Consider the following 18,312-nt stretch of genomic DNA (forward strand, 5'->3'; position numbering starts at 1 on the left):
GCTATGAGGCTTATAGAGTCTGTCTTGTAGCTGATTTTGTCCCCCCTTCAGGTTCCAATTACTAATAATCCCTATCAGGGATTGAAACCCATTTTACTAATAGTTCCTCCAAAATAAGATGAGTTGTTCCAATTACTAATAATCCCTATCAGGGATTAAAACAACAAAATTTCAATTTCTAGATTCTGCGCAGGCGGACTTCGTTTGTGTAGCTGCGATTTCTAATCGCCTGTGATATTTGCTTTGCTTTGCGCCTTTGCGCCTTTGCGCGAAACTAATTCTTGAAACAAAATCAACCTCCCACAAAAATAAAATTTGCAAAAGGTTGATTAAGTTTGATTAAAAATTACTGCTCAACAATCGGGAGAATAGGCTCAAATACTTGAGGTTCAGGATTGAGAACATACTGCCAATTTTGAATTTGCTGTTGCGCCGTACTGTAAACAGAACTACTGCGAGGAATCAACTTAGCCGTCTCAATAGCACGAGGAATATTAACCTCACCCTGAGAACGGGCAATATCTAACAATTGCTGACTCCATTGATTAATAGCAATATTCGCATCCATCCGCAAAGTGCTATTTCTGGGAACCCTATCAGCCAGTCCTATAGCCTGAGACAAAGCTTCCGGTGTACTAGCAGCAGCCACCTGCGTAGCTCTACCCCAGTTTTCTCTAGCACGGATTTGCCCTTGCCAATCATCTATAGCCTTTCTAGCTTCACCAGCAAGCGATCGCCCAGATGATACAATTGGCTGAACAGTATTAATCGCACCCGTTAAATCGCCATTCCGCGCCATCATTCTGGCTTCATCTAAATACGGCTGATCTTGTATTCGCTGCACAGTTGCCGTCCATGTACTAATTTTGCTCTGTGCTTCAGAATACAAAGCCCGACCCCGGCGGATTTGTCGAGCTTCAGATATGGCAGCTTGCAACGAATTTAAATCATTTAGCCATGCCAGTTGTTGAGCGCGTTCCAAAATAGGTCTATCTTCAATAGTCTCCACTTGGTTACGCCAACGGTTAATTTCTTTCCTCGCTTCTGAACCACGGGGATTACTAGAAGAAATCATTTGAACTTCAGAAATTGCAGCTGTTAAATATTCGATAGTCCCTTGGCTGGCAAGTGTCCGGGCTTTTTCTAACCGCGCCACATCTTCAATTTCCATTTGCCAACGAGCTATCAACTGCTGCGCTTCACCATAAGTCGGCCGGGAAATATCAATTTGTTGTGCCTGAAAAATAGCTGTTTCCAATCCAGATACTGTACCAATCCAGGCATTTCTTTGGGCATCAGTCAAAGATATAAAATCTTCTACTTCTGCCTGTAATCTAGTCTTCTCTGGAATCTGTCTCGCAATATCTAGAGCTGTATCCGCATCTTGTTTATCCAGACTTGCCTGTGCCAAATCCAGCATTTTTCGGCCAATTTGGGGAATCAAGTCCTGCGCTTTTTCATAAAGGTAGCTTTCTGATTTAATAGATTCAGATATTTTAATCGCTTCTAGTAAATTATTTACTACTTTGCTATTTGCTAAACGTTCAGCATTTGCTAACTTATCACCATCTTCTCTAGCGGAGTTAATCAAGTTATTTAATTGATCATACTTAACAGTTGACCAGTATTGATTATCTACACGCAGTAACCTAGCCGATAGCATAAACGCTGATTGCCAACGCCGTTCTTGTAATTCCCCTTCAGCATTTTGATATATACCTTCCGCCTGAGACCAAATTTTCTCCCATTCAGTAATTTGCTCATCCACTAATTCATAAGCCGGCAGTTCATTAGGTATCTTACGCGCAGTTGCGATCGCTTCCTCTAAATTTCCCGCCTGAAAACTTTGGTCGGCTAACCGCAAAATATCCTGTGACCATTCCTTTACGTAACGATCAATTTCGCCCCGCAACGGGTGATCGTCTGATATTTTACTTACGATCGCGATCGCTTGCAGTAAATCGTTAACATTCTGCTTAGAAGCTGATATCTGAGCGCAATGTAACTTGACTGAAGCACTCACAAAAGGTCGAGAAATCCCAGGACAACTGGGGGCGTTTGGTAGCTTCAGCAGCATTGCCATCGCCACAAATCCCACACCGCCAGGAATGAATGTCAGCATTAATGCCCATAGAACCCAGCTTTTCATCCAACGTCGGGATTTGCCAGAATTTCTAGGGGGTAAACTAGTTTCTGCTGACTGATGATTTAAAGGTAATTCAGAAGTGTCTTGTTTTTGTTGCTTCACGGACTTAGAGGTAGAACCAGTAGCCGAGACACCAAATGCTTGAGACTCACCGAATTGTGGCGTTCGGGATAATCTTGTCATATCATCTGGCTCTCCGGCTCTGGATGGGGGCCAACTTTCTGGAATATCCCTCTCTGTCATCTCTCACACCAAAATAGTTGAATAGCGATCTCTTCTAGGCTGATAATTCTGATGCTGCCATAGTAACTTCCTGATCATTTTAAAGCTACTTGATTGAATATCCTCTGACCACAGATAGCATAAATTTTATGGTTTTTTAGTATTAGTTTATACTTTAGCCAGAAACTGAAGATTCTGTTTGTAAATCCACAATTAACTGAGCCAAATCATTACTACTTGCCTGATAAACTTCACCGCAAAACTCACAAATTGCCTCAGCACCATCATCTTTAACAATCATGTCTTGCAATTCCTCTTGTCCCAGAATTTTCAATGCCCCTAGCACACGGTCAAAAGAGCAGCCGCAGTGGAAGCGCAACATTTGACGTTCAGGAAATATTGACAGACCCATATCTCCTAATAAGTCATTAAAAATTTCTGGTAACGTCTTCCCCTGTTGTAATAACGGTGTAAACCCAGACAAACTAGCTACCCGTGATTCCAGTATTTCCACTAAAGCTTCATCTCTAGCAGCTTTCGGCAAAACTTGCACCAACAAACCACCAGCAGCCGTTACACCGCTTGCTCCTACAAATACCCCTAAAACCAAAGCTGAAGGCGTTTGTTCAGAACTAACCAAGTAATGAGCCACATCGTCGCCTATTTCCCCCGATACTAGTTCCACCGTACTAGAGTAAGGATAGCCATAACCGATATCTCGCACTACGTACAGATAACCATTACCGACAGCGCCACCAACGTCGAGCTTACCCTTTGCATTAGGAGGCAATTCCACCGAGGGATTAGCCACATAACCACGTACAGTGCCATCCAAGCCAGCATCTACCAAAAGACCACCCAAAGGCCCATCGCCCTTAACCCGGACATTAACCCTAGAACCAGGACGCTTCATACTAGAAGCCATTAATAAACCCGCCGACATACTCCGCCCTAGTGCAGCCGTTGCCACATAAGACAACTTGTGACGTTGCCGTGCTTCTTCTGTTAAACGAGTAGTAATCACACCTACGGCACGAATTCCACCGTCGGCAGCTGTCGCACGAATTAATTGGTCAGCCATGAAAAACCTTACATTTCTTAACAAGTCTACATTTTCTATTCTAAATTCTCATCTAGCAGAAAAACTACACTGTGATTCGTGATTGTATTTGCAATACTAGAACTACAACGCACTAAAAGTCAGCCCTGACCTTTAAACAATTATTAAAAAATGCTAGGTAACTTTCAACAAAGTCAACTACGGATAGAAATCACCGCCTCTGCCAGTGCGATTCGTGATAGTTTGCAACAGCCTGAAAATCTAGCCAAATGGCTTGTAGGGCAAAGTTTCGCCCCCGGAATGCCAGAAGAACTGCATACTGGGTTTCAGTTTACAACCTGGACTGGGCCAATTTCAATTCATCATCAAGTAGAAGTGGCAAAACCCAACTGTCTCCGGTTGCTACTCAGTGGAGGTATTGATGGCTTTCATGAATGGTACTGGGGAGAAGGTTGGGTGCAGTCCCGCTTAGAGGGAATTTCCATTCTACCCCTCAACTTAGGTCAAACCTTGAATTTGCTGAGTTTGCGCCAGTTTTTGGGAAACTCCTGAGTCGGGAGGGCTGAGTATAAACGGGTTGACGTAACCAAACCCAACCTACATCCAACAAATAAAAAAATTCCCAATTTGTAGGGTGGGTTAGGACGGTAGTCCGTAACCCACCATCATCATTAAGCAATCAAACCCAACAAAATCGAAAATTTTTGGCGTTGGGTTGAGAAACGAAATCTAACCGCCATTTCAGCACTCAAGAAGTTGGTTTGACCACCAAAACCGAACAATTCGCTTCTTCCACTACTTGTGTGCTGACAGAACCCAAGACAATTCGCTTCATCCCCACTAACCCACGACTGCCAATAATAATTAAATCAGCCTTGTAAATATTGGCAATCCGAATAATTTCCACCGCCGGCTCACCTGTTGCCAACTCTAATTCACTGTTGAATGATAACTTTTCTTTATAACTTAACAGTTGTTTTTCAATATGAAAATCAGGAAACTTAGAAGATTCTGTTTGAGGGCGGTCTGCGGGTAGTTCCCTCTCTGAGACAGGTGTAGGAAACACATGACAGAGAATGACTTTGGCATCACTAGCCAACACCAAATCATTTAAACTTTGAATAACTCGTTCTACAATTTCCGACCCGTCAAGAGCTACCAAAACATTTTTTAGCACCACTCATCTCCTCAAAGGTAGACCCCTTTAATATTTGTATTTAATACAAGTTGTTAGCAGTTACAGCCTAGCTGGATTTATACTCAGAACTCATCATACTCAGAACTCAGCATTCTTCATCACTCTTCCTGCTGAATTCTGCGTCTGACTGAATCTTTATGAGACGGTAAGCCCTCGACTGTTGCTAGCGCGTCAATTGCCCCAGCTACCTTTTGCAGTGCAGTAGGTGAGTATTGAATAATACTAGAATGTTTGAGAAAGGTTTCCACTCCTAAAGGTGAAGCATAACGAGCAGCACCGGAAGTCGGCAAGGTGTGGTTAGGCCCTGCTACATAGTCTCCTACAGCTTCTGGTGTAGAATAGCCCAAGAATATTGCCCCGGCGTGGCGAATATCGGGAAGTAATGCCCAAGGATCTTTAACTTCTAACTCTAAGTGTTCGGGGGCAAATTCATTGGAAAATGCTGCTGCTGCTGACAAAGATTCTATAACAACAATTAAGCCATAGTGAGCGATCGCTTTCTCTGTGTCTATTCGTCGGGGATGATCAACTAATTGTCTTTCCACCGCTACTTGCACATTTTTAGCTAAAGCAGTGTCAGTGGTCAACAAAATAGCTGCGGCCATAGGATCATGTTCAGCTTGCGCCAACAAATCAGCCGCCACATTTACAGGATTTGCCGTTTCATCGGCAATAATTAACACTTCACTCGGCCCTGCTAAGGAATCAATGCCGACAGTGCCATAGACCAATTTTTTGGCTAAAGTAACATAAATATTGCCGGGACCAGTAATTACATCTACTTTAGGAATTGTTTCTGTACCATAAGCCAAAGCAGCGATCGCTTGCGCCCCCCCAACACGGTAAATTTCTTGTATCCCTGCTTCTTGTGCAGCTACCAAAACAGCTGGATTCAGCGCTTTCCTCGCACCAGGAGGTGTCACCATCACCACACGAGGCACACCAGCCACCTTAGCCGGAATAGCATTCATCAGTACAGTACTGGGATAGATAGCCCGACCACCAGGCACATATAACCCTGCACAATCTACAGGAGTATAGCGTTTGCCCAGAACCACATCATCATCGCCAAAGTGTACCCAACTTTTCGGGACACGCTGACGGTGAAACGCTTCAATTTGGCGGCTAGCCAACTGAATCGCCTGAAGTAGCTCCTTGGATACCTGTTGGTAGGCTGCATCCATTTCCGACCCGGTAACACGCAATTCCTCTGATTTGAGAGTTTGGTTATCGAATTCAGCTGTATAATGCAAAACAGCTTTGTCGCCTTGGCGCTGCACTGCTTGCAATACTTCGCGCACAGTTGCTTCTTTGTGAAGCACGTGTTCATCGTGAGTACGATTGCAGATACGTTGTAGTTCTGATACAACATCTGCCTGCTGAGTAATGATTCGCAGCATGGAGTAAGGAGAATGCCAAAATTTAGAATATTCCCGCCTGAGAATCAGTCTTAACTTTTAACCAATGAGGTTGTTGAGCTAATTCTAATTCTCTTCTCTAGCTTAACCCGGATTTTTTTGATACTTCCAAGGCTGCCAGCATATAGGTTGCTTGAGAAGGTGACTATGATTGCTCAGTCCGATTCACCTAGTTAGCCCACCCTGGAGGGAAGCTCTTTGGTACACGGCAGGGAGAAGGTGGCCAATACCCCCAACCCTTACAACCTAGCCTAAACTCCTTGCGGGTTTCCTGGTGACATATTTGCACATCCAGTTGCCTTGAACAAGAAGGTGGAATAGGGTCTGAGTATATTTTTTACGTATTTTTCTACTTTAGTCGCTAACATTCAATCGAAGTAACTTATTCTAACGCATTTTCTCAACTGATTGCACGCCCAATGTCATTAGTCATGAGGAAGTTACCTTCTTCTCCCCCCTGCACCCTGCACCCAAACAGAAACTTTTTTAATAAATTCTGACATTGGCAGGATGAATGCTATATTAGTAAGTCTAGTAGTGTGTGTACATATTAATAATATTTTTGGAATTGACCGTGGCGAATACAAAATCTGCTCTCAAACGCGCCCAAATCGGAGAACGCAATCGTTTGCGTAACAAAGCTTACAAATCAGCAGTAAGAACGCTGATGAAAAAATACTTTAGTGCAGTAGATGTCTATGCAGCTAATCCTAACTCAGAATTAGAAAAAGAAGTACAGGTGCGCCTGTCTGAGGCAGTTAGCAAAATTGATAAAGCTGTAAAACGGGGTGTTCTCCATCCAAATAATGGCGCTCGAAAAAAATCGAGGTTGGCTCGTAAGCTCAAGCCACTGGCTCCAGCATCGGCTTAGTAGTTAAGCTGTTTAGTAATCAGTAAATATATTCGTGTATGACTGATTACTGCTCACTAAATCATGAAACTTCGGCTTCGCTCACTTCGACTGCGCTCAGTGCTAGCAACTGACTCATGACTGATAACTACAATGCAGCTGATTGATACTCACGTCCACATTAACTTTGATACCTTTCAGCCGGATTTAGCCACAGTGCGATCGCGATGGCAAGAAGCGGGTGTAGTACGCCTTGTACATTCCTGCGTCGAACCATCAGAATTTTCTAGTATTCAATCCCTCGCCCACCAGTTTCCCGAACTCAGCTTTGCTGTTGGGTTACATCCCTTAGATGTGGAAAAATGGCACAGCGAGACAGCCGCAGAAATCAAATCTTTGGCTAGATCCGAACCGAAAGTGGTAGCGATTGGGGAAATGGGTATGGATCTTTACAAAGCCGATAACTATGCAGTTCAGCGCATAGCCTTTGAAGCCCAACTAGCGATCGCCTGTGAACTGAATTTACCAGTGATTATCCATTGTCGTGATGCAGCCCCAGAAGTGAGGAAAATTCTGCAAAAATGGCAGGAGAACACAGGACAAACCCCTAGAGGTGTCATGCATTGTTGGGGCGGTACACCAGAGGAAACCCAATGGTTTCTAGACTTAGGCTTCTACATTAGTTTTAGCGGGACGGTAACATTCAAAAACGCTAAAGCTATCCAAGCCTCAGCCGCAATGGTAACAAGCGATCGCCTGCTAATTGAAACAGATTGCCCTTTTCTGTCTCCAGTCCCCAAACGGGGTGAAAAACGCAATGAACCAGCCTATGTTCGTTATGTAGCCGAACAAGTAGCTCATTTGCGTGGTGAGACATTAGAGGCGATCGCTGCTCAAACCACAAAAAATGCTTGTGAATTATTTGGATTAGCACTATAAACTCTGGTCATCTTTGTCTGATGGTAGACACAGAATCTCGCCACAGTGGATTGCTGAAAAAATTAAACTCTAGGAGGACAGAATTATGCTAAAATTAATCCCTCCAAAAGAATTTAAATACGTCATAATGAAAAAGGAAAGAACTAAAAACTTTTAAAATTGATTTTGTACGGTTATCAAATTGATCATCCACCTCATCTCCACAAGCGGATGTTCGGAATTTACGACTGATGTCAGGATCGGACAGTCACCGAGACTTTGGCCAAAAAGTAGGGACACAAGGCCTTGCGCGCCTACCCCACTTAACCTATACCTATAGAAAATTGTTAAACGTAAATTATCTTGTGAGCAAAACCCACCAAAATCAAGCCCGCAGTTACAAATCAGAGCCGAAACAATATGCGGCTCTTTCCCCGTGTCTGAGGAAACTACCGTAAGTATAGACGGTAAATTGACGACACAAATAGTCTAGAAAATTCTAGGCAGTAATAAAACTCATGGGAGGGGAAGTGAGGAAAGCACAACAAATTCATCAATGTTTCAGCCAAATACTGTTGATAAATCAACTTAATATCTGGATTTTAACGCACTTTGAAAGAAAAAAAGGGCGATTACCCCCCTTGCCAAAATCTCTCTTGGCAGCTTCAATAGCGGCGTTAGCCCTAGACCTAGAAATAGCATAAGGCATAAATCAAGAGAAGTTCCCAAATAGTTATGGACACAAAACACTGGCTCAGGGAACAAGCCAAAAAAACAGAAAATTCAGCAGTGTCCTCAAAAAAAGTTTAACCAGGTTGATGAAGGTAAAGGCATGACTACAGATACATATATGGAATCCGCCTTTTTATTGCCAGATTTGATTGAAATTCAGCGTGCAAGTTTTCGCTGGTTTCTAGAAGAAGGGCTGATAGAAGAACTCAACTCCTTTAGTCCCATCACAGACTACACAGGCAAACTAGAACTGCACTTTTTAGGTAACAACTACAAACTTAAAGAACCAAAATACAGCGTTGAGGAATCTAAACGGCGAGATAGTACCTATGCTGTACAAATGTATGTTCCCACCCGGCTGTTAAATAAAGAAACAGGGGATATTAAAGAACAAGAAGTATTTATTGGGGATCTGCCCTTAATGACAGACCGAGGCACGTTTATTATTAACGGAGCCGAACGGGTAATTGTCAACCAGATAGTGCGATCGCCTGGAGTTTACTATAAATCAGAAATCGACAAAAACGGACGGCGGACTTATTCAGCTAGCTTAATCCCTAACCGGGGCGCTTGGCTGAAATTTGAAACAGACCGTAACGATTTGGTGTGGGTTCGTATCGACAAAACCCGTAAACTCTCAGCCCAGGTACTATTAAAAGCCCTCGGCTTATCAGACAACGAAATATTTGATGCCCTGCGCCACCCTGAATATTTCCAAAAAACCATCGAAAAAGAAGGGCAATTTTCCGAAGAAGAAGCACTCTTGGAATTGTACCGGAAATTAAGACCCGGTGAACCACCCACAGTATTAGGTGGACAACAGCTATTAGACTCCCGCTTCTTTGACCCCAAACGTTATGACCTCGGTCGTGTTGGTCGTTATAAACTCAATAAAAAATTACGGCTGTCTGTTCCCGACACCATGCGCGTGCTAACACCTGGGGACATATTAGCCGCAGTTGATTACCTGATTAACCTGGAATATGACATCGGCAACATCGATGATATTGACCACTTAGGTAATCGTCGGGTGAGAAGCGTCGGCGAACTACTGCAAAACCAAGTCAGAGTCGGCTTAAACCGTCTAGAGCGGATTATTCGCGAACGCATGACCGTATCCGATGCCGAAGTTTTAACCCCAGCCTCCTTAGTCAACCCCAAACCATTGGTAGCAGCAATCAAAGAATTCTTTGGTTCTAGCCAATTAAGTCAGTTCATGGATCAAACCAATCCCTTAGCAGAACTGACCCACAAACGCCGTCTCAGCGCCCTTGGTCCCGGTGGTTTAACTCGTGAACGTGCCGGATTTGCCGTGCGAGATATTCACCCCTCTCACTACGGCAGAATTTGCCCCATTGAGACCCCAGAAGGCCCTAATGCCGGTTTGATTGGTTCCTTAGCCACCCATGCGCGAGTCAACCTCTATGGATTCTTAGAAACCCCCTTTAGACCAGTAGAAAATGGTCGAGTGCGGTTTGACTTACCGCCTGTCTACATGACAGCCGACGAAGAAGACGATTTGCGGACTGCCACAGGTGACATTCCCGTTGATGAGAATGGCTACATTAAAGGACCGCAAGTGCCGGTGCGTTATCGCCAAGACTGGGCTACAACAACGCCTGAACAAGTAGACTACGTAGCCGTATCCCCAGTGCAAATTGTATCGGTAGCTACCAGCATGATTCCCTTTTTGGAACATGATGACGCTAACCGAGCGCTGATGGGTTCCAATATGCAACGGCAAGCAGTACCCCTGCTGAAGCCGGAGCGCCCTTTGGTCGGTACTGGTTTAGAAGCCCAAGGCGCGAGAGACTCCGGAATGGTGGTTGTCTCCCGTACCGATGGCGATGTTACTTATGTGGATGCTACAGAAATTCGTGTCCGTCCCAAAGGCAGTAACTCAGAAATTAGGTATCGGCTTTCTAAATACCAAAGATCCAACCAAGACACTTGTTTAAATCAAAAACCCCTCGTCCGCATCGGTGAGCGAGTAGTTGCTGGTCAAGTGTTAGCTGATGGTTCAGCCACTGAAGGCGGTGAATTAGCCTTGGGTCAAAATATTGTCCTCGCCTATATGCCTTGGGAAGGGTATAACTACGAAGACGCGATTTTGATTTCCGAAAGACTGGTACAAGATGATGTCTACACCTCGATTCACATTGAAAAATATGAAATTGAAGCTAGACAAACCAAACTTGGCCCAGAAGAAATTACCAGAGAAATTCCCAACGTGGGGGAAGATGCTCTGCGTCAGTTAGATGAACAGGGAATTATCCGCATTGGTGCTTGGGTAGAAGCTGGAGACATTCTGGTAGGAAAAGTTACACCAAAAGGTGAATCTGACCAACCACCAGAAGAAAAACTCTTACGTGCCATCTTTGGTGAAAAAGCGCGAGATGTAAGGGACAACTCCTTACGAGTTCCCAACGGTGAAAAAGGACGCGTCGTTGACGTGCGTTTATTTACCCGTGAACAAGGCGATGAATTACCACCGGGAGCCAACATGGTGGTGCGGGTGTATGTAGCCCAGAAACGCAAAATCCAAGTAGGCGACAAAATGGCAGGTCGTCACGGTAATAAAGGGATTATTTCTCGGATATTACCAGTAGAAGATATGCCTTACTTAGCAGATGGTTCCACAGTAGACATTGTGCTAAACCCCTTGGGTGTACCTAGCCGGATGAACGTCGGACAGGTATTTGAGTGTATGTTGGGCTGGGCTGCTCATACTTTGGGAGTCCGGTTTAAAATTACTCCCTTTGACGAAATGTATGGGGAAGAAACATCCCGCAGCCTTGTACATGGCAAATTGCAAGAAGCACGGGACGAAACAGGCAAAGACTGGGTATACAACCCCGATAACCCTGGCAAAATCATGGTGTTTGATGGTCGTACAGGCGAACCCTTTGACCGACCGATAACTGTAGGCGTAGCTTATATTCTCAAGCTGGTGCATTTGGTTGACGACAAGATTCACGCTCGTTCCACAGGGCCATACTCGCTGGTAACTCAGCAACCCTTGGGTGGTAAAGCACAACAAGGTGGTCAGCGCTTTGGGGAAATGGAAGTGTGGGCTTTGGAAGCCTTTGGTGCAGCTTACACCTTGCAGGAATTGCTGACTGTGAAATCAGACGATATGCAAGGGCGGAATGAAGCCCTAAATGCGATCGTTAAAGGCAAGTCAATTCCTCGACCAGGAACACCAGAGTCCTTTAAGGTGCTAATGCGAGAACTGCAATCATTAGGATTAGACATTGCAGTACACAAGGTAGAAACCCAAACCGATGGTAGTTCCTTAGATGTGGAAGTCGATTTAATGGCAGACCAATCAGCCAGACGGACACCTCCTCGGCCAACCTACGAATCTCTCTCCCGCGAATCGCTAGAAGAGGAAGAGTAGGGAAGAAGAAGAAGCAGGGGAGCAGGGAGCAGGGGGGAAGCTTTTGGGCTTATACCAGAATGTTTATTCCCCAGTTCCCATCCCGATTGTTAATTACGTATCGCTGAAGCGTTCGCGCAGCGTTTCCGTAGGAAATATTACGAATTACGAATTACGTTAGCGAAGCTCCTCTGGAGGAGGCATTAATTATGAGACCCGCCCAAACTAATCAGTTTGACTACGTTAAAATCGGCTTGGCATCACCGGAACGCATCAGGCAGTGGGGTGAGCGCACTTTACCTAATGGTCAGCTAGTTGGTGAAGTTACCAAGCCAGAGACAATTAATTACCGGACTCTGAAGCCAGAGATGGACGGCTTATTTTGTGAGCGCATCTTTGGCCCGGCGAAGGACTGGGAATGCCATTGTGGTAAGTATAAGAGAGTCCGTCACCGTGGTATTGTCTGCGAACGCTGTGGTGTAGAAGTCACCGAGTCGCGGGTGCGTCGTCACCGCATGGGGTACATTAAACTCGCTGCCCCAGTCGCCCACGTTTGGTATCTCAAAGGTATTCCGAGCTACATTTCTATTCTGCTGGATATGCCTTTGCGGGATGTGGAACAGATAGTCTATTTCAACTCTTATGTTGTCCTGAGTCCTGGTAATGCGGACACATTAAGCTACAAACAGCTACTCAGTGAAGACCAGTGGTTGGAAATTGAAGACCAAATATATAGTGAAGATTCTCTGTTGCAGGGAGTAGAAGTAGGCATTGGTGCAGAAGCACTACTGCGTTTGCTGGCTGATATTAATTTAGAGCAAGAAGCCGAAAACCTGCGCGAGGAAATCGGTAATGCCAAAGGACAGAAGCGAGCCAAACTGATTAAACGACTCCGGGTAATAGACAACTTCATCGCGACTGGTTCTAAACCAGAGTGGATGGTGATGGCAGTGATTCCGGTGATTCCTCCTGACCTGCGCCCAATGGTACAGCTCGATGGTGGACGATTTGCCACCAGTGATTTAAATGATTTGTATCGCCGGGTAATTAACCGGAATAACCGTTTGGCGCGTCTGCAAGAGATTCTCGCACCGGAGATTATTGTGCGGAACGAAAAGCGGATGCTGCAAGAAGCGGTGGATGCTTTGATTGATAATGGTCGTCGGGGACGGACGGTAGTCGGGGCAAATAACCGACCCCTGAAGTCTTTGTCTGACATTATTGAGGGTAAACAAGGACGGTTCCGGCAAAACTTGTTGGGTAAACGGGTTGACTATTCGGGACGTTCGGTGATTGTGGTGGGACCGAAGCTGAAAATTCACCAGTGCGGTTTGCCCAGAGAAATGGCTATTGAGTTATTTCAGCCCTTTGTGATTAATCGCCTGATTCGGAGCGGCATGGTGAATAATATCAAAGCTGCTAAGAAGTTGATTTCTCGCAATGACCCCAGTGTGTGGGATGTGCTAGAAGAAGTAATTGAAGGACACCCAGTCATGCTCAACCGTGCGCCAACGCTGCACCGTTTGGGCATTCAGGCTTTTGAACCGGTTTTGGTGGAAGGAAGAGCAATTCAATTACACCCGTTGGTATGTCCAGCTTTTAACGCTGACTTTGATGGCGACCAAATGGCGGTACACGTGCCTTTGTCTTTAGAAAGTCAGGCAGAAGCCCGGTTGTTGATGCTGGCTTCTAATAATGTTTTGTCTCCAGCTACGGGTAGACCAATTATTACACCTAGCCAAGATATGGTGTTGGGAGCATATTACTTAACGGCGGAAAACCCTGGTGCTAAAAAAGGTACTGGTAATTTTTATGCGTCGATGGAAGATGTAATTATGGCTTTCCAGCAAGACCAGGTGGATTTACACGCTTACGTCTATGTGCGGTATGACGGTGAGGTGGAATCTGACGAACCAGAGAAGGAACCTCTGGAAGTTACCGAAAATGCTGATGGAACTCGGACTTTGCTGTATAAATACCGCCGCATCAGAGAAGATGCCCAAGGGAATTTAATTTCTCAGTATGTACATACTACGCCTGGTCGGGTTATTTACAACAATGCTATTCAGGAAGCACTAGCTGTTTAATTCGTAATTTCTAATAGAGCCTCCGGCACGCTACGCGAACGTAATTCGTAGTTAAAGAATTACGAATTACGTAAAGCCTGCGGCATAGCTGTGCTGAGAGTGTAGCTCTTCCCCAAGAGGAATTACTGACAAAACTATGGAATTACGGAATTACGAATTACGAATTACGAACTACGAATTACGAATTACGAATTACCGAATTACGAATTACCGAATTACGAATTACGAATTACGAACTATTAAGGACTAATAATTAATGACTAAGGAAAAGGCTGTTTTTCGCAATCGGGTGGTTGATAAGAGTCAACTGAGAAAGTTAATTTCCTGGGCGTTTACCCATTATGGTACGGCGCGGACTGCTGTGATGGCAGATAAGTTGAAGGAGTTGGGTTTTCGCTACGCCACCAAAGCTGGGGTTTCTATTAGTGTGGATGATTTGATGATTCCGCCCACTAAGCGATCGCTCCTGGAGGCAGCAGAGGAGGAAATTCTGGCAACGGAAACTCGTTACCAACGGGGCGAAATTACTGAGGTGGAACGTTTCCAAAAGGTAATTGATACTTGGAATGGTACGAGTGAAGCGCTCAAGGATGAGGTAGTCGTTCACTTTAAGAAAACTGACCCTCTGAACTCGGTGTACATGATGGCGTTCTCTGGGGCGCGGGGTAATATCTCTCAGGTGCGGCAGTTGGTGGGGATGCGGGGGCTAATGGCAGATCCCCAAGGGGAAATTATTGACTTACCCATTAAAACCAATTTCCGCGAAGGTCTGACTGTCACCGAGTATATTATTTCCTCTTACGGTGCGCGGAAAGGGTTGGTAGATACAGCATTGCGGACTGCTGACTCTGGTTATCTCACCCGTCGTCTGGTGGATGTATCCCAGGATGTAATTATTCGGGAGTTTGACTGCGGGACGACTAGAGGCATTCCAGTGCGGGCGATGACCGAAGGGGGCAAAATCTTGATTCCCCTGGCGCAACGCTTACTGGGACGAGTAGTGGCTGAGGATGTGATCCATCCCACCACCAAGGAAGTGATTGCTGCCCGGAATACGCCAATTTCTGATGACTTGGCTATAGAAATTCAGAAAGCGGGAGTGACTCAAGTGGTGACGCGATCGCCTCTGACTTGTGAAGCGGCGCGTTCGGTGTGTCAGCACTGCTACGGCTGGAGTTTAGCCCACGCCAAGATGGTGGATTTGGGCGAGGCTGTGGGGATTATTGCGGCTCAAAGTATCGGTGAACCAGGTACGCAGTTGACCATGCGGACTTTCCACACTGGGGGTGTGTTTACTGGGGAAGTGGCGCAGCAAGTCCGTTCTAAAACAGAAGGCACAATTCGTTTACCCCGGAAACTCAGAACGAGAACCTATCGCACTCGCCACGGGGAAGATGCTCTCTATGTAGAGGCAAATGGCATCATTAACTTGGAGCCGAAAAAAGACGGTTCTGGGGATAAAGAACATCAAGAGATTCATGTAACTCAAGGTTCTACACTCTATGTCCATGAAGGACAGCAGGTAAAAATCGGGCAGTTATTGGCAGAGGTGGCTCTGGGTGGACGCACAACTCGGACAAATACCGAAAAAGCCGTCAAAGATGTGGCTTCTAATTTGGCGGGAGAGGTGCGGTTTGCTGATGTGGTTCCAGAACAAAAAACTGACCGTCAGGGGAATACTACAACTACAGCCGCACGGGGTGGTTTGATTTGGGTGCTGTCTGGGGAAGTTTATAACTTGCCTCCTGGTGCGGAATTGGTGGTGAAAAATGGCGACCAAGTTGCCGAAAATGGAGTTTTGGCAGAAACCAAGTTAACTAGTGTGCATGGTGGTGTGGTGCGTTTGCCAGAGGCTACCCCAGGTAAGAGTACCAGAGAAATTGAAATTATCACGGCTTCTGTGGTCTTAGACCAAGCTACAGTGACTGTGGAAAGTTCTCAAGGTCGTAACCACTATTTGATTACTACTGGCAATAATCAGGTGTTTAACCTCCGGGCAACTCCTGGCACGAAGGTGCAGAATGGTCAAGTGGTGGCGGAGTTGATTGATGAGCGCTACCGCACTAATACTGGGGGATTCCTGAAGTTTGGGGGTGTGGAAGTCCAGAAGAAAGGTAAAGCCAAGCTGGGTTATGAAGTAGTCCAGGGTGGGACTTTGCTGTGGATTCCCGAAGAAACCCACGAAGTGAATAAGGATATTTCTTTGCTGTTGGTGGAAGATGGGCAGTTTGTGGAAGCCGGCACCGAGGTGGTGAAGGATATCTTCTGCCAAAACAGTGGGGTGATTGAAGTTACTCAGAAAAATGACATCCTGCGGGAAGTTGTGGTCAAGCCTGGGGAACTGCTGATGGTGGATGATCCAGAGGCGGTGATGGGAAGGGATAATACCTTTGTCCAACCTGGTGAGGAGTTCCAAGGCGTTGTGGCCACAGAGTTACGCTACATCCAATATGTGGAATCAACTGAGGGGCCAGCCTTGTTGAGCCGTCCGGTGGTGGAATTTGCTGTCCCCAATAACCCAGATGTGCCATCCACTACATCTATTAGTCAACAAACCGGACGTTCGATTCAAATGCGGGCTGTACAGCGTCTGCCTTATAAGGATTCAGAACGGGTGAAGTCTGTGGATGGTGTAGAACTGTTGCGGACTCAGCTAGTGCTGGAAATTGAACAGGATGGGGAACAAGACCATACTGCTTCGCCTTTGGCTGCTGATATTGAGTTGGTGGAGGATACGGAAAATTCCGAAATTCAACGCTTGCAGTTGGTAATTTTGGAATCTTTGGTAATTCGTCGAGATATTACGGCGGATGCTACCCAAGGCAGTACCGAAACTAGTTTGGAAGTGGAGGATGGAGACAGTATCGCTCCTGGGTCTGTGGTAGCCCGGACTCAAATTTTGGGTAAAGAAGGGGGGATAGTTCGGGGTGTGCGAACTGACACTGAAGCCGTGCGTCGTTGTTTGGTGTTGCGCGATAGCGACAAAATCACCATGACTACTAGCGCTCAACCGACGGTGAAGAGGGGTGATTTGTTGGTAGAAGGTGCAGAAATCGCTCCGGGAATCTTTGCTGAGGACTCTGGGCAAGTGTTGGAGGTGATTAATCATCCGGCTGGGTCGGCGGCTGGGGAATCGGCGCTGACTGCTCAACAATATGCCATCAATATCCGTGTTGGTCGTCCCTACCGAGTCAGCCCTGGGGCTGTGTTGCAAATCGAAGATGGGGATTTGGTACAACGGGGCGATAATTTGGTGCTGTTGGTGTTTGAAAGAGCGAAAACCGGAGACATTATTCAAGGGTTGCCTCGGATTGAGGAGTTGTTGGAAGCTCGTAAACCCAAGGAAGCTTGTATTTTAGCCAAGCGCTCTGGTGAACTGAAGGTGGTTTATGCTGAAGGTGGTGATGAAGCGATCGCTGCTAAGGTGATTGAACCTAATGGTGTGGTGACTGATTATCCTTTGGGACCTGGACAGAATCTGATGATGCCGGATGGCTCGATGATTTCGGCGGGTGAACCGTTGAGTGATGGACCATCGAACCCCCATGAAATTTTAGAGGTATTCTTTAGCCTGGGTTCTGAGGATGGGGTTTATGCTTGTGCCAGCCATGCTTTACAGAAGGTGCAGACCTTCTTGGTGAATGAAGTGCAGATGGTGTATCAGTCCCAGGGGATTGAGATTTCTGACAAACACATTGAGGTGATTGTCCGCCAGATGACCAATAAGGTGAGGATTGATGATGGTGGAGATACTACCATGTTGCCTGGGGAGTTGGTGGAACTGCGTCAAGTGGAGCAGGTGAATGAGGCGATGGCGATTACTGGCGGAGCGAGGGCGCAATATACCCCTGTGCTTCTCGGTATTACTAAGGCTTCGTTGAATACTGACAGCTTCATTTCGGCAGCTTCGTTCCAAGAGACAACACGGGTATTAACTGAAGCCGCCATTGAGGGTAAATCTGACTGGCTGCGGGGGTTAAAGGAGAACGTAATTATCGGGCGCTTGATTCCGGCTGGTACTGGGTACAATACCTATGAGGAACCAGGGGCGATTGATGAATATGCGGCTTTGGAAAGCAGTGCCGTGTTGGATGAAGTTGATGACCCATTGGATATGGTGCTGGATGACCGCACAGCCCGCACTTACAATTTAGATTCTCCTGGGTTGGCGGAAACTGGATTTGGCACTTCGGCTTCGCTCGATGCTCGCAAACGACGCACCGAAAGACCTATTTTGGATGAAGATGATGAATTGATTGCTGATGAAGTGAGCGACCTCGTAGAAGAAGATGAAGATGATGA

10 protein-coding genes are annotated in these 18,312 nt (G+C 45.9%); 6 read left to right on the top strand and 4 right to left on the bottom strand.

All coding sequences use genetic code 11. From position 1 onward, the window contains the following. Positions 1–346: 346 nt before the first annotated feature. Complete coding sequence (locus ACM0OW_RS24760; protein WP_414553234.1) at positions 347–2,389, bottom strand: chromosome segregation ATPase; 2,043 nt, start codon at positions 2,387–2,389, stop codon at positions 347–349. Between the two features lie 154 nt (positions 2,390–2,543). Beyond that, positions 2,544–3,449, bottom strand: a complete 906-nt coding sequence (hslO, locus tag ACM0OW_RS24765) for an Hsp33 family molecular chaperone HslO (protein WP_414553236.1) — start codon at positions 3,447–3,449, stop codon at positions 2,544–2,546. Positions 3,450–3,599: 150 nt separating this feature from the next. Here hslO and ACM0OW_RS24770 point away from each other — a divergent pair, with 150 nt between their 5' ends. Further along, complete coding sequence (locus tag ACM0OW_RS24770; RefSeq protein ID WP_414553238.1) at positions 3,600–3,980, top strand: hypothetical protein; 381 nt, start codon at positions 3,600–3,602, stop codon at positions 3,978–3,980. Positions 3,981–4,176: 196 nt separating this feature from the next. On the opposite strand, the gene ACM0OW_RS24775 is transcribed toward ACM0OW_RS24770, so the two are convergent. Both ACM0OW_RS24775 and hisD read right to left on the bottom strand, forming a co-directional pair. Then, positions 4,177–4,605 carry a universal stress protein gene (locus ACM0OW_RS24775; protein ID WP_414553240.1) on the bottom strand — a complete coding sequence of 143 codons (429 nt, stop codon included), beginning with the start codon at positions 4,603–4,605 and terminating at the stop codon, positions 4,177–4,179. A gap of 119 nt (positions 4,606–4,724) precedes the next feature. Beyond that, entirely contained in the window at positions 4,725–6,026 is a 1,302-nt protein-coding gene (gene hisD / locus ACM0OW_RS24780; RefSeq protein ID WP_414553242.1) for a histidinol dehydrogenase, read from the bottom strand. 592 nt (positions 6,027–6,618) lie between these two features. Between hisD and rpsT the strand changes: the two genes are divergently transcribed. The 5 genes from rpsT to ACM0OW_RS24805 form a co-directional block, all read left to right on the top strand. After that, the gene (rpsT, locus tag ACM0OW_RS24785) at positions 6,619–6,915 is read left to right on the top strand and encodes a 30S ribosomal protein S20 (RefSeq protein WP_414553244.1); all 297 of its coding nucleotides are present in this window, start codon (positions 6,619–6,621) and stop codon (positions 6,913–6,915) included. Positions 6,916–7,047: 132 nt separating this feature from the next. Beyond that, complete coding sequence (locus ACM0OW_RS24790; RefSeq protein ID WP_414553246.1) at positions 7,048–7,833, top strand: TatD family hydrolase; 786 nt, start codon at positions 7,048–7,050, stop codon at positions 7,831–7,833. A gap of 811 nt (positions 7,834–8,644) precedes the next feature. Continuing rightward, positions 8,645–11,944, top strand: coding sequence for a DNA-directed RNA polymerase subunit beta (rpoB, locus tag ACM0OW_RS24795; protein ID WP_414553248.1), 3,300 nt, complete (start codon positions 8,645–8,647; stop codon positions 11,942–11,944). A gap of 188 nt (positions 11,945–12,132) precedes the next feature. Continuing rightward, positions 12,133–14,010 carry a DNA-directed RNA polymerase subunit gamma gene (locus tag ACM0OW_RS24800; RefSeq protein ID WP_414553250.1) on the top strand — a complete coding sequence of 626 codons (1,878 nt, stop codon included), beginning with the start codon at positions 12,133–12,135 and terminating at the stop codon, positions 14,008–14,010. Between the two features lie 256 nt (positions 14,011–14,266). Further along, the coding region (locus ACM0OW_RS24805) for a DNA-directed RNA polymerase subunit beta'' (protein ID WP_414553252.1) at positions 14,267–18,312 on the top strand (4,046 nt) is incomplete at its 3' end.

The organism is Anabaena sp. CCY 0017, from assembly GCF_963920885.1.
GTDB lineage: Bacteria > Cyanobacteriota > Cyanobacteriia > Cyanobacteriales > Nostocaceae > Nodularia.